We start from the raw sequence: 13,311 nt of genomic DNA, 5'->3' as shown, positions 1-13,311 counted from the left end.
CCTCTTGGCCGGCGGCTGTGGAACGAACTTCCGCCACAGCCGTCGGCCATTTCTTCTTAACCACTGTTCCGTACACCCCTAAAGGGGATCTGGGTCTGGGAGACAGTCGTGACAACACGAAAGAAAGAGCGCGGTGCAGTAGCCGTGGAAATGGCAATTCTCTTGCCGCTCCTACTGTTGATCTTGGTTGGAATTATAGAGTTTGGGCGCGTACTGAACGTTCAGGTTTCCCTGACCCAAGCGGCCCGCGAAGGCGCCCGCTACGCGGCAGTGAACTATGACAAAGGCGGCCTCAACGTGTCGGGGGTTGCTCTCGCGGCGGCCCCCTCGTTGAACGGGCTTGGTGTCACTGTCACCGACAACGCTTCCAGCTGCAAACCCGGATCCAACGTCAAGGTAACCACGAGTGTTTCGTTGACCTCGATGTCCGGCTTCCTGGATGCCGGCTTCTTTGGTTCCCCGGGCCTCTTCCCGATGAACCTCAAAGGCGAGGGAGTGATGAGATGCGGCGGATAGTACAAGCACTCCAAAGGCGCGTAGCGACGGGCGCGGAGGCTGATCAAGGAAGCCGCGGGGCCGCCACCATCATGGTGGCCGGACTCATGGTCGTGCTGCTCGGCTTTGCGGCCCTGGCGGTCGACGTCGGCGCCCTGTACGCCGAAAAGGCCCAACTGCAGAACGGTGCCGACGCCGCAGCCCTGGCAATTGCAACGGACTGCGCCAACGGCAGCTGTGGAAACAGCACGACTACCGGCAACGACTTCGCCAACAAGAACGCCAATGACGGCCAGAGCGGGGCCACAGTCACCTTCCCGGCCGCCACGACGGTCAGGGTCGTCACCAACGCCAAGGAGGGCGGCGTCAACAGTTTCTCGCTCTACTTCGCCCAGGTCATGGGGTTTGAGTCGACCACCGTAACAGCGACGGCTGAAGCCAGCTGGGGTGCGCCGTCCAAGGCGAGCACTTTGCCGTGGACGATCAGCGAGTGCGTCTTCAAGAAGTACTTGTCGCCAACGCAGCTGGCATCTCTGAACTCCACCGGCAACTTCACTGGAGACCCCATTCCAACGCACGTGCTGCTGCGTTATGACGAAAATGCGCCGGCATACCCTGGCTGCGCAGCCCAAAATGGCTACGATCCCGGTGGTTTTGGCTGGCTGCTGACCACCTCGGGCTGCTCAACAGACATTTCGCTCAACGCCACAGTCCAGGGCCAAACAGGCAACCACTTCCCGAACGCAGCGGAGTGCAACACCGTGCTGGCACACATCATGGACCAACCCGCGCTTGTTCCGCTCTTCAGAACCGCTACTGGCAACGGATCAAATGCCACCTACACGCTGATTGGCTTTGCTGCGTTCCAAGTTACCGGTTACCAATTCAGCGGCACCGGAGGTGTGGTCGATCCAGCTGCCCCGAAATGCAACGGAAACTGCCGTGGCATCCAGGGCTTCTTTGACCGCTTCGTCTCACTGGAAGACGGAATGAAGGTCACCGGCGGTATCCCCAATTATGGAGCGTCTGTCGTTTCACTTACCAAATAGCAGCCGGCCCAATGCCGACTACGTCAAGTTAGAAATCCGAAGGGAGTTACACCGTGAAAACACGCCTACTGGGAGGCATTGCGGCACTGCTGTTGGCAGTCATCGGCACCGTTCTGCTAGTCACCTACGTTCAGGGAGCCGACAAGCGCGCGCAACAAGGGCTTGATCCCGTCAGCGTCCTTGTTGCCAAGGAACGCATCCCCGCCGGCACCAAGGCCGAGGACCTGGGCTCGAAAGTGAAGACAGAAACCTTGCCTCAGTCCGCTGTCGCGCCAGGAACCATCAGTGCCCTCAACGATCAGTCCGGGAAGGTCACCAACGTCGACCTTCAACCCGGTGAGCAATTACTCGGAGTCAAGCTCGTCGCCCCCAACCAACTTGTCCCGGGCACGGTCCCCGTCCCGGAGGGGCTCCAGGAGACCACTTTCGTACTGGCCCCGGAGCGGATCCTGGGTGGTCGCATTGAGGCCGGCGACACCGTTACCGTCTTCGCGTCCTTCAAACTGGACGACAACGTCCCCGCCGGAGCCAACCTCCCGCCGGGACTGACGGGCTGGAAGAACTTCACCGAGTTGCTTTACCACGATGTCCTGGTTACTGCCGTTCAGCAGGCCGCTCCGGACGCAGAAAAGTCGGCGGGCACCGATAAGGGAGTAGCCCTCCCCAACGGTTCGGCCTACGTCACCGTCGCGCTGAGCGATGCGAACGCCTCCAAGATGGTCTTCGGCGCCGAATTCGGAACCCTATGGCTCTCCAAACAGACCGACAAGACCGCAAAGAGCGATCCCCCAACAACAACCTTTGGAGGGCTAGTCCAATGACTCGCTTCGTAGCCATCACCGCGGTTCGCGACTTTGAGGGTCGGGTACGCCAGGCCATTACGGGTGCACTGCATGGGGACCTGCAGACACTTTCACCAGCTGTCCTGCACGGCAGCACGGACGATGTCTTCAAAGAACTGACCGGCGCTCCACCAGAGGTGATGATCCTGGGGCCCGGTGTTAATCCTGACGATGCACTCAAGTTGGCGACTGTCTTTGATCTGCAGTACCCGGAAATTAGTCTGCTTCTTGTTTGCGAGCCAGAGGCCGAAACGGTGCTCCGAGCCATGCACGCCGGTATCCGGGACGTCATCTCGCCGGAAATCGAAGTCAATGAGCTGCGGGTCCTCTTGGAACGGGCTTGCCTTGCTTCAGCCAGCCGGCGCAGGGGCATGCAGCCTGCAGCAGAGACAGGGCACGAGAGGGGCCGTGTCATCGCCGTAATGTCTCCCAAGGGCGGAGTCGGCAAGACCACGGTGGCCACCAACCTTGCTGTAGGCCTCGGCGCCGTAGCGCCCATGGGAGTGGTTATTGTCGACCTGGACCTCCAGTTCGGTGATGTGGCTTCCGGCCTGTTGTTGGAGCCTGAGCACTCGATCACCGAGGCAGTTCATGGCGCCGCAGCTCAGGACTCCATGGTGCTCAAGGCCTTCCTGACGGTGCATCCGGCTGGGATCTACGCCCTGTGCGCTCCCAGCAGGCCATCGGAATCGGATTACATAACGGCAGACCATGTATCGCGGCTGATCAACCAACTGGCCGGCGAGTTCAAATACGTCGTAGTTGACACAGCTCCGGGCTTGGGCGAACACTGCCTGGCGACGCTCGAGTTGGCCACCGACGGAGTTTGGGTGTGCGGCATGGACGTACCCAGCATTCGAGGTCTTCGAAAGAGCTTCAGTGTGCTCAAGGAACTTCAACTTTTGCCACAGAACAGGCACACTGTGTTGAATTTCGCGGACAGAAAGAGTGGCATCTCTGTTCAGGACGTCGAGGCGACTATCGGAGTTCCCGTGGATACGGTCATCCCGCGGTCCAGGAACCTGCCCTTCTCCACGAACAGGGGCATTCCGGTCCTTCAAGGAACCACCAGGGATTCCGCGACGAAAGGGTTGAGGAAGCTCGTCGAGCGATTTGATCCCAAGCTGGAAGCCCTTCCCCAGAACAAACTTCACCGACGGGTGGTTGTGTCATGAAACTGTCTGAAAGGCTTTCGAAGAACGGACCGCTCTCCTCGGTGGAAGAAGGGCTTGGCCAGGCCGGCGGTTTCATGGGCACCACCGATGCTCCGGGAGTCGAACCCGGGCAGACGTCCCTGCTGGGTGGCGCCCCCTCCGTCCCGGCGGTGGATGCCCTCGCAGGGCTGAAGCATCGGGCGGCCACCGCGCTGTTTGAGCGCATTGGCAACAGGCTTGGGGATAGCTCAACGTCCGAGGAGGAACTTCGGACGTTCGCCGTTGACGAGCTTTCGTCGGTCATCGACGAGGAGCAGGTCCCGCTTTCGCCCGAAGAACGTCGCCGCCTCATCCGGGAAATAGCCGACGAAGTCATGGGCTTCGGCCCGCTGCAGCGTCTTCTCGAGGATCCTTCCATTACGGAAGTGATGGTCAATCGCTTCGACCAGATCTACGTTGAGCGTCATGGGCAACTGGCGCTCACTGACCTGCAATTCAGTTCCGATGATCACCTGCGGAAAGTCATTGAACGGATCGTCTCCAAGGTTGGGCGCCGTATCGATGAGTCGTCACCGCTGGTTGACGCTCGGCTGGAGGATGGTTCACGCGTCAACGCCATCATTCCGCCGTTGGCTGTCAATGGGCCGTCCCTCACCATAAGAAAGTTCAGCCACGTGCCTTTGACGGTTCGAAATCTGATCGAATGGGGTTCCATGAGTCCCGAGATGGCAGAGCTGCTAAGTGCCTGTGTCCGCGCCAGACTGAACGTCATCGTTTCCGGTGGTACAGGTACCGGCAAAACGACACTGTTGAACGTCCTCTCGTCGTTCATCCCGGAAGCCGACCGCATCGTGACCATTGAAGATGCTGTTGAACTCCAACTCCAGCAAAGACATGTTGTGCGGTTGGAGAGCCGGCCACCGAACATCGAGGGCAAGGGCGCTATCACCATCCGTGACTTAGTGAGAAACTCGTTGCGCATGCGACCCGACAGAATCATCGTCGGCGAAGTCCGTGGCGGTGAGTCCCTGGACATGCTTCAAGCAATGAACACCGGGCACGACGGGTCCCTTTCAACAGTCCACGCGAACTCTCCACGTGATGCCATTGCGCGTTTGGAAACCCTGGTCCTCATGGCAGGGATGGATCTTCCCCTTCGAGCCATCCGCGAGCAGGTCTCATCGGCTGTCGATCTCATCGTGCAGGTTACCCGGCTTCGCGACGGAAGCCGCCGTGTGACGCATGTGACGGAGGTCCAGGGAATGGAGGGCGACGTCGTGACCCTACAGGATGCCTTCCTTTTCGATTACTCTGCTGGCCTCGATGCGCAGGGGCGATTCCTGGGAAGGGCTCTCCCAACGGGTATTCGGCCCCGGTTCCTGGACCGCTTCACGGAACTCGGTATCACTGTGTCACCCGCTGTCTTCGGGGTGGCACCCACACCGGTCGGGAGGCGGTGAGATGGAAAACTCGCTTATTTTCATAGCTGCCGTCGGCCTATGCGTCGCTGCGCTCGCACTGGTTATTGTGGTGGTCCTCAAGCCTCGAAACGGAGCCATCCCCATCGAACGCCGTCGGGTGGGCTCCGTGCCCGACGAGTCTGCCCTCGGCCGGGTATCCCAAACAGCGGTTGCAGCGGTCGATTCTGCGTTGGGCCGTTCCGGCGGTCCCTTCAACCGTGAAATTCTCTACCGCGCCGGAGTAAAACAGGCTCCGGCCGATTTCACGGTCTTGGTAGCAGTGGCGACTCTCGTAGTGGGTACGCTCGGTACCCTTCTGGTGAACCTGTTCATAGGCATCGTCTTAGCATTGGCGACCCCGTTCGCAGCCAAGCTGTTCCTGGTGCTCAAGACAGAAAAGCGTCGTTCCCGGTTTGAGACACAACTAACCGACACCATTCAAATGTTGATCGGCGGGCTTCGCGTGGGACACAGTATCATGCGTTCGCTTGAAGCTGCTGCCCGGGAGGCTCAATCCCCCACGTCCGAAGAACTGGGCCGGATTGTCAACGAAGTAAGAATCGGCAAGGACCCCCGCCAGGCCCTAGACGACTGTGCTGCGCGGATGGACAGCGAGGACTTCCGTTGGATCGGCCAAGCAATGCAAATTAACCGGGAGGTAGGCGGTGATCTTGCCGAGGTGCTCGAACAGGTCGCTGGAACCATTCGGGAGCGGAGCGAGATCAAGGGTCATGTACGGGCTCTGAGTGCGGAGGGTAAAATGTCCGCCCTCATCCTCATGGCCATGCCGGTGGCAGTCGGGATCTTCATGAGTGCCATTAACCCCGGCTACATGAAGACGTTCGTCACCCACCCGGTCGGCATCGCAATGCTGATCGCGAGCGTTGTCCTGTTCATCATCGGCGGCTTTTGGATGAGCCGCACCGTCAAGATCAAGTTCTAAGGAGCACCCCCAATGACTCCCGTTGCTTGGATCATCATTGCAGTTATCGTTCTCCCCATCGCCTACTTTGCTTGGTCCTTGGTCACCATTGACCGCAAGGGGATTGTGGCCATCCAGACCAACTTGGGATCAGGATTCGCCCAGGGCGGCGGAGGCGTCGCCCACAGGCCGCCGCTTTTGTTGGGCATTGCCAGAAAGCTCACGCCCGGTAGTTATGAAGCAAAGCTGGACCAGTTATTGGCCCTGGCAGGGCGGCCCCGCTCCATGCCACTCACCAAGTTGATCGCACTCAAGCCTGTCCTGGCCCTGGCCGGCGCAGTCATCGGCCTACTCCTTTTCGCGGGGAACCCCACTCCTACGCTCGCTGGAATGGGTATCTTTCTGACAATATTCCTGTACTTCTTGCCAGACCTCTTGATCTACAACACGGGAACCAAACGTCAGGAAGCCATCAAGTTGGAATTCCCCAACACTCTCGATCAGATGCTTATCTCGGTCGAGGCTGGCCTTGGATTCGAAGCTGCAATGGAGCGGGCGTCCATGCAGGGCGCCGGCCCCCTGGCCCACGAGCTGATGCGTACACTTCAGGACATCCAGGTGGGACGCCCCCGGCGGGAAGCCTATGAGGCATTATCAGAACGCTGCTCCGTACCGGACATTCGCAGCTTTGTCTTGGCTGTCATCCAAGCCGACAAATACGGCATCGGCATCGCCAGCGTTCTCCGCGCTCAAGCGAAACAAGCGAGGGTAAAGCGTCGACAGAACGCAGAAGAAAAGGCCATGAAGCTTCCGGTCAAAGTGCTTTTTCCACTCTTGTTCTGCATCTTCCCGGTGCTGTTCATAGTCCTTCTGGGTCCGGCGGCCATCAAGATCATCCAAGCCTTCAGCTGATCTTGCCCCGCGGGAATTAGACCGGCCGTTCGCGGATCCCAGACCACGGACGGCCACAACGGCCCCCTTCCGGTACCCAGAGCCGGGAGGGGGTCCTCCAATGTCCGGCTCGCCCGGTCCTCGGACGCGGGTCCCGGTCCCATGGGAATTACTCGCGCCGGGCCCTCGTCAGCTCAGCCCGCGCCAGCAGCTCACCATCCGATGGGTACGCAACTTCCTCCAGCACCAAGGGGTGGGGCGCGGCCAACACGGACTTGGCATCACGCTTACGTTCCAGAAGACGTTCATGTAGCCAGCCCGGTTGCTCCAGGCCTTCGCCCACGCGCAGGGACGAGCCCACCAAGGACCGCACCATGTTGTGGCAGAACGCATCGGCCTGAACGGTAGCCACAATGACCCCGTCGCTCCCCCGTCCGAACTCAAACTTCTGAAGCTCGCGGATGGTTGTGGCGCCCTCGCGGGGCTTGCAGTAGGAACGGAAATCCTGGAGGCCCAGCAACTGGGCGGCGCCTTCGTTCAAGAGCTCAACATTCAGCGGCGCCTTGTGCCACAGCGTAATTCCTCGAAGCACGGGATCCCAGCGCTCCGCGCCGTCAGCAATGCGGTAACTGTAACGACGCCACAACGCGGAGAACCGGGCGTCGAAACCTTCAGGTGCCAGACCGGCGTCGTGCACTTCTATGGCGCCGGTAAGATCGCCGAGAATACGGCTAAGTGCCCCGCGAAGGCGACGCAAAAGCGCGACGGCGGGGTCGAGTTCGTGCCCGCGCGGAAGTCCCAGCCACTCGGCTTCCGTCAGATCGAGGTGGACTACCTGGCCGCGGGCGTGGACACCGGCGTCGGTGCGGCCGGCAACCGTGACCCGGACCGGACGGCGCACGAGGAGTGCCAATGACTCCTCCAATGCCCCCTGCACCGTAAGCAGACCGGGCTGGAGTGCCCAGCCGTTGAAGGGTCCTCCGTCATACGAAAGATCCATGCGGACACGCAAAAACCCGCTGCCCCCCAAAGCGGGGGCAGCGGGTTTTCGTTCGTTCATAGACTTAAGTCTACTGTGAAGAATTCAGTGAATTACTTCTTGTCCTCAGCGGCCGGAGCCTCTTCGGTCTCAGCAACTTCAGCGTCAGCAGCCTCGGCCTCAGCGGCCGGAGCCTCTTCGGTTTCAGCAGCTTCGGTCTCCACAGCCTCGGTCTCAACAACCTCTTCCTCAGCAGCCGGGGCAGCCTTCGCAGCAGCAGCGGTTGCTTCAGCAACTACGGCCTGCTTCGGGGAAACCGGCTCGAGGACGAGCTCGATGACAGCCATGGGAGCGTTGTCGCCCTTGCGGTTGCCGATCTTGGTGATACGGGTGTAGCCACCATCGCGGTTGGCAACGGCGCCGGCGATGTCGGTGAACAGCTCGTGGACGATGCCCTTGTCGCTGATCAGGCCGAGAACGCGGCGGCGGGAAGAAAGGTCGCCACGCTTGGCGAAGGTGACCAGACGCTCTGCGTACGGCTTCAGGCGCTTGGCCTTGGTGACCGTGGTAGTGATGCGCTTGTGCTCAAACAGAGCAGCTGCCAGGTTCGCGAGCATCAGGCGCTCGTGAGCCGGGCCGCCTCCGAGGCGCGGACCCTTAGTGGGGGTAGGCATAATAATTTCTCCTGTTATGTAAGCCGGTCAGATCCATCGCTGGACCTGACGGCCAAGATCTGCTTTTTAGAGCTCGTCGTCGCTGAACGCGGCGTCGTCCTCTTCGATGGCTGCGGCGCGGGCTGCGAGATCGAAACCGGGAGGGGAGTCCTTGAGGGACAGACCCAGTTCGACGAGCTTTGCCTTGACCTCGTCAATGGACTTCGCACCGAAGTTACGGATGTCCATCAGGTCAGCCTCGGAGCGGGCAACGAGTTCACCCACGGTGTGGATGCCCTCACGCTTGAGGCAGTTGTAGGAACGGACGGTAAGGTCCAGATCCTCGATCGGCAGAGCCATGTCCGCTGCCAGGGCAGCGTCCGTCGGCGACGGGCCAATCTCGATACCTTCAGCTGCGGTGTTCAGCTCACGAGCCAGACCGAACAGTTCCACCAGGGTGGTGCCTGCAGAAGCAACGGCGTCGCGCGGAGCGATTGCCTGCTTGGTCTCGACGTCGACAATGAGCTTGTCGAAGTCGGTGCGCTGCTCAACACGGGTAGCTTCCACGCGGAAGGTTACCTTCATGACCGGCGAGTAGATCGAGTCGACCGGAATACGGCCGATCTCGGAGTCGCCGGACTTGTTCTGAGCTGCCGAAACGTAGCCACGGCCGCGCTCGATGGTCAGCTCGAGTTCGAACTTGCCCTTCGAGTTAAGAGTGGCAATGTGCAGATCCGGGTTGTGGAATTCGACGCCGGCCGGCGGAGCAATGTCCGCAGCGGTGACGACTCCGGGGCCCTGCTTGCGCAGGTAAGCAACAACCGGCTCGTCGTGCTCGGAGGAAACCGAAAGGTTCTTGATGTTCAGGATGATCTCGGTGACATCTTCCTTGACACCCGGAACCGTGGTGAACTCGTGCAGCACGCCATCGATCCGGATGCTGGTTACAGCGGCACCGGGGATGGAGGAGAGCAGGGTACGGCGGAGGGAGTTTCCGAGGGTGTAGCCGAAGCCCGGCTCCAGCGGTTCAATGATGAAACGGGAGCGGTTCTCGGATACAACTTCTTCAGACAGGGTGGGGCGCTGTGCAATGAGCACTTAGGTTTCCTTTCGGCGAGCATCCGCTATATGACGCAACACAGGTGGTGGAAATCGGCTTCGGTTTCCAGCCTGACCAGCCGGGCCATGCTTGTAGATGGTCTAAACCATGTACAGCAGGCCCGGCCGGTCAGACAGGGAATACCTAATTAGACGCGGCGGCGCTTCGGGGGGCGGCAACCGTTGTGGGCGCTGGGGGTGACGTCCTGGATGGAGCCAACCTCAAGGCCAGCAGCCTGAAGCGAACGGATTGCGGTTTCGCGTCCGGATCCCGGACCCTTGACGAATACGTCAACCTTGCGCAGACCGTGCTCCTGAGCGCGCTTTGCAGCAGCTTCAGCAGCCATCTGGGCAGCGAACGGGGTGGACTTACGGGAGCCCTTGAAGCCAACCTCACCGGCGGAAGCCCAGGAGATTACAGCACCGTTCGGGTCCGTGATGGACACGATGGTGTTGTTAAAGGTGCTCTTGATGTGCGCCTGGCCAAGCGCAATATTCTTCTTATCCTTGCGACGCGGCTTACGAACCGCTCCACGAGTCTTCGGGGGCATTGTTTCTCCTACAGAAAGTTATCGGGGGAAAACCAGGTCAATCCCGAGGGATTAACGTCCGGCCTTCTTCTTGCCGGCGACGGTGCGCTTCGGGCCCTTACGGGTACGAGCGTTGGTCTTCGTACGCTGACCGCGTACGGGCAGGCCCTTGCGGTGGCGCAGGCCTTCGTAGCTGCCGATCTCAACCTTGCGGCGGATGTCAGCGGCTACCTCGCGGCGAAGGTCACCCTCAACCTTGTAGTTGCCTTCAATGTAGTCACGCAGCTGGACCAGCTCGGCGTCAGTCAGGTCCTTGACGCGAACGTCAGCGCTGATGCCGGTGGCAGCCAGGGTTTCGTGTGCACGGGTCTTGCCCACGCCGTAGATGTAAGTAAGCGCAATTTCCAACCGCTTTTCGCGGGGAATGTCTACGCCAGCGAGACGAGCCATAGTGGCGGTACTCCTTGAATAAACCGGAGGTCGTAGGCAGTACACCCACACGATCCGTGTGGCCCCAGCCTCCGACCGGGGGTACGTTGACCAGGCTCTGTAATGCAGTCCTGGCACAACTTGTGCTGCCTTTATTTACTTGCGTGGGCTAGCAACCCAGGTTTGCCCTTGCGGGCGCTGATTCCCTGAAGGGGAATTAGCCCTGGCGCTGCTTGTGGCGCGGGTTCTCGCAGATCACCATGACCCGGCCGTTACGGCGGATCACTTTGCACTTGTCGCAGATCTGCTTGACGCTCGGCTTGACCTTCATGGCGTTCCTTTGCGTGTTTTGCAGTTGATCTGCTGGAGCGGCTTGGCACTATTGCCTGGGCCGCCCAGCAATTTACTTGTAGCGGTAGACGATACGACCACGTGTGAGGTCGTATGGGCTCAGCTCCACCACTACCCGGTCCTCGGGGAGGATTCGAATGTAGTGCTGACGCATCTTCCCAGAGATGTGTGCGAGAACGACGTGCTTGTTGGTGAGCTCAACACGAAACATCGCATTGGGCAGCGCCTCAGTCACAACGCCCTCGATCTCAATGACCCCGTCCTTCTTGGCCATATCCTCCGCTAACTGTTGTTTGCCGCTGTCCTCCGGTTAGGCACCGAAAATCCAACGGACGTTTTTTGTTTGCTTGGCCCTCTTGGAACCACGACACTAAAAAGGGCGTGGCTGCACAGACAACCAACAAATAACTCTACGCCAATGGGGCCGGAAAGTTAAATCCGTCCATGGTAGCGCACGTACCGCCGCCCGTCACTCCCCTACGGTCCGGTAAGCAGGGAAGTCTCCTGCCGCCGTCGTGACACTTTCGGCCGCTTCAACACCGTCCAGGATCGCCAAACGTACGGCCTCAGCTGCGGCACTTTGGAGCGTTATGAGCGATACCTGCCGCGCCTGCTCGGTACTGCGATCAAGCCCGACGGCGCCAGTCGCCAGGGCGAAAACGGTGTCACCGTCCGCCAAAGTGTGGGACGGATCCAAGGCCCGCGCCAGCCCGGCATGCCCAGAGCTGGCCGTCCGCTTGCACTCGGCAACATCGAGCACAGCATTCGTGGCGATGACGACGAGCGTGGTGTTAAGCCCTTGGGGAGAAACGACGGGAGCAGAGGGGGACTTGCCTTGGGGGCCCGGAACCCGGCCGCGCGCGTCCAAGGTGGGGCCACGACGGCCGGGGTCCCCGGCCGAGCTTGCGAGGTTGGGGAGCCGTTGGGGAGGAACGACCGAGCGCGCAGAGGGTTGCGGGCCCCCACCCACGGGCGCACCCAGCGCATTCACCACAGCTATGGCACCGACGATGATCCCGCTTTCGAGCGTGATCGAGGATGTACCGACACCACCTTTGTACTGGCCGCGGGCGATTACGGCGCCCGTGCCTGCGCCGACATTTCCGCGTTCGACGGCGGCGTGGTCACCTGAGGCGAACGCTGCGGCGGCTGCCTGGTAACCCATGCCGGCGTCGGGCCGCGCTTTGACATCACCACCGCGTCCCAGGTCAAAGATGGCGGCGGCCGGAACGATCGGCACCACGGTGCCGGGAACCGCAAAGCCCCGGCCCTGCTCCTCACACCAGAGCTGGGCACCAGTAGCTGAGGCCAGCCCAAACGCACTCCCACCCGTCAGCACGACGGCGTCGACCGTCGAAACCAACGTCGTAGGGTCCAGGGCATCCGTTTCGTGCGTACCAGGGCCTCCCCCGCGCACGTCCACCGATCCCACGGTTCCCACAGGTGGAAGGACGACTGTCACGCCACTGAGCCACCCGCCGTCGTTCCTCTGAACGTGGCCAATACGGATTCCCGGTACATCGGTGATCGCATTCATGGCACCATTGTCCACCTCGAGGCAACGCCCTGAGCCTGCGCAGCACGCCGGGCCGGGCCGGGAGCAGGCTTCGCTAGGTTACGGGATCGGGACGGGCACGACGCCGAGCGGCGCCAACTGCTCGGCACCGCCGTCCGGGGCGGACAGGACCCAGATGCCCTTTTCGTGCACGGCCACCGAGTGTTCCCACTGGCACGAGCGCTTGCCATCGGTGGTGACAACGGTCCAGTCATCATCCAAGGTGGCAGTCTCGATGCCACCGCGCACCAGCATGGGTTCGATCGCGAGGCACAGCCCCGCGCGGATCTTCGGGCCGCGGTGATTGGTGCGGTAATTCAGGACGTCCGGTGCCATATGCATTTCCGAACCGATGCCGTGGCCCACGTAGTCCTCCAGGATGCCCAGGGGCTTACCGGGGACGGAAGAAACGTAGTCGTCAATCGCATTGCCAATGTCGCCGACGAACTTGCCCTTGGCCAGCGCAGCGATCCCTCGCCACATGGCGGCCTCAGTGACGTCCGAGAGTCGCTGGTCTTCAGGATCTGCCGTGCCAACGATGACGGTGCGGGCGGAGTCCGAGTGCCATCCGTCGACGATGCAGCCGCCATCGATGGAAATAATGTCGCCATCGTTGAGGACGCGGTTTCCAGGGATGCCGTGGACGACTTCCTCGTTGACTGACGTGCAGATGGTGGCGGGAAAGCCATGGTAGCCAAGGAAGTTGGACTTGGCCCCCGCGTCATTCAGGACCGCCGCGAAAACGTCGTCGAGGTCCTTGGTGGTGACGCCTGCCTTGGCCGCGGCAACGGCAGCGTCAAGGGCACGGCTGAGTACCAAACCAGCCTCGTGCATTTTGCGCATTTGCTCGTTGGTTTTGTATTCGATGCGGGGCTGACCGAACGCCATGTTCTCCTCTGGATG

General features: G+C 60.9%; 16 protein-coding genes. 7 read left to right on the top strand and 9 right to left on the bottom strand.

From position 1 onward, the window contains the following. Window positions 1-108 precede the first annotated feature (108 nt). The 7 genes from ACFX4T_RS03060 (at window position 109) to ACFX4T_RS03030 (ending at window position 6,834) form a co-directional block, all read left to right on the top strand. Window positions 109-516, top strand: coding sequence for a TadE/TadG family type IV pilus assembly protein (locus ACFX4T_RS03060; RefSeq protein WP_377650738.1), 408 nt, complete (start codon window positions 109-111; stop codon window positions 514-516). Further along, window positions 504-1,544 carry a pilus assembly protein TadG-related protein gene (locus tag ACFX4T_RS03055; protein WP_377650737.1) on the top strand — a complete coding sequence of 347 codons (1,041 nt, stop codon included), beginning with the start codon at window positions 504-506 and terminating at the stop codon, window positions 1,542-1,544. Before ACFX4T_RS03060 ends, ACFX4T_RS03055 begins: the two co-directional genes overlap by 13 nt. 53 nt (window positions 1,545-1,597) lie before the next feature. Beyond that, a complete protein-coding gene (locus tag ACFX4T_RS03050) occupies window positions 1,598-2,365 on the top strand; it encodes a Flp pilus assembly protein CpaB (RefSeq protein ID WP_377650736.1) in 768 nt (255 codons plus the stop codon). Then, on the top strand, window positions 2,362-3,561 hold the full coding sequence (locus tag ACFX4T_RS03045; RefSeq protein ID WP_377650735.1) for a CpaE family protein: 1,200 nt from the start codon (window positions 2,362-2,364) through the stop codon (window positions 3,559-3,561). Before ACFX4T_RS03050 ends, ACFX4T_RS03045 begins: the two co-directional genes overlap by 4 nt. Window positions 3,562-3,635: 74 nt before the next feature. After that, window positions 3,636-5,000: a CpaF family protein gene (locus ACFX4T_RS03040; protein WP_377650816.1), complete on the top strand. Its 1,365-nt coding sequence runs from the start codon at window positions 3,636-3,638 to the stop codon at window positions 4,998-5,000. Between the two features lies 1 nt (window position 5,001). After that, window positions 5,002-5,943, top strand: coding sequence for a type II secretion system F family protein (locus ACFX4T_RS03035; RefSeq protein WP_377650734.1), 942 nt, complete (start codon window positions 5,002-5,004; stop codon window positions 5,941-5,943). Window positions 5,944-5,955: 12 nt separating this feature from the next. Next, window positions 5,956-6,834, top strand: a complete 879-nt coding sequence (locus ACFX4T_RS03030; protein WP_377650733.1) for a type II secretion system F family protein — start codon at window positions 5,956-5,958, stop codon at window positions 6,832-6,834. A gap of 148 nt (window positions 6,835-6,982) precedes the next feature. Here the strand turns inward: ACFX4T_RS03030 and ACFX4T_RS03025 are convergent, their stop codons facing one another. The 9 genes from ACFX4T_RS03025 to map form a co-directional block, all read right to left on the bottom strand. Then, window positions 6,983-7,873 (bottom strand): tRNA pseudouridine synthase A, encoded by an 891-nt coding sequence (locus ACFX4T_RS03025; protein WP_377650732.1) that lies wholly within the window; start codon window positions 7,871-7,873, stop codon window positions 6,983-6,985. 32 nt (window positions 7,874-7,905) lie between these two features. Then, a complete protein-coding gene (rplQ, locus tag ACFX4T_RS03020; protein ID WP_216925100.1) occupies window positions 7,906-8,466 on the bottom strand; it encodes a 50S ribosomal protein L17 in 561 nt (186 codons plus the stop codon). Window positions 8,467-8,532: 66 nt separating this feature from the next. Further along, window positions 8,533-9,543, bottom strand: a complete 1,011-nt coding sequence (locus ACFX4T_RS03015) for a DNA-directed RNA polymerase subunit alpha (RefSeq protein WP_011775567.1) — start codon at window positions 9,541-9,543, stop codon at window positions 8,533-8,535. 149 nt (window positions 9,544-9,692) lie between these two features. Beyond that, the gene (rpsK, locus tag ACFX4T_RS03010; protein WP_014922380.1) at window positions 9,693-10,094 is read right to left on the bottom strand and encodes a 30S ribosomal protein S11; all 402 of its coding nucleotides are present in this window, start codon (window positions 10,092-10,094) and stop codon (window positions 9,693-9,695) included. A gap of 51 nt (window positions 10,095-10,145) precedes the next feature. Continuing rightward, window positions 10,146-10,523 (bottom strand): 30S ribosomal protein S13, encoded by a 378-nt coding sequence (gene rpsM, locus ACFX4T_RS03005; RefSeq protein ID WP_011775569.1) that lies wholly within the window; start codon window positions 10,521-10,523, stop codon window positions 10,146-10,148. A 196-nt stretch (window positions 10,524-10,719) separates the two neighbouring features. Continuing rightward, entirely contained in the window at window positions 10,720-10,833 is a 114-nt protein-coding gene (gene rpmJ / locus ACFX4T_RS03000) for a 50S ribosomal protein L36 (protein ID WP_011775570.1), read from the bottom strand. Between the two features lie 72 nt (window positions 10,834-10,905). Continuing rightward, a complete protein-coding gene (gene infA / locus ACFX4T_RS02995; RefSeq protein WP_011775571.1) occupies window positions 10,906-11,127 on the bottom strand; it encodes a translation initiation factor IF-1 in 222 nt (73 codons plus the stop codon). Window positions 11,128-11,322: 195 nt separating this feature from the next. Then, on the bottom strand, window positions 11,323-12,390 hold the full coding sequence (locus tag ACFX4T_RS02990) for a P1 family peptidase (protein ID WP_377650731.1): 1,068 nt from the start codon (window positions 12,388-12,390) through the stop codon (window positions 11,323-11,325). 78 nt (window positions 12,391-12,468) lie between these two features. After that, window positions 12,469-13,296, bottom strand: a complete 828-nt coding sequence (gene map, locus ACFX4T_RS02985) for a type I methionyl aminopeptidase (RefSeq protein WP_223946554.1) — start codon at window positions 13,294-13,296, stop codon at window positions 12,469-12,471. Window positions 13,297-13,311 lie beyond the last annotated feature (15 nt).

Origin of the sequence: Paenarthrobacter sp. YIM B13468, assembly GCF_042788025.1 — a bacterium.
Lineage (GTDB): Bacteria > Actinomycetota > Actinomycetes > Actinomycetales > Micrococcaceae > Arthrobacter > Arthrobacter aromaticivorans.
This window is presented reverse-complemented; position numbering and strand designations above follow the sequence as displayed.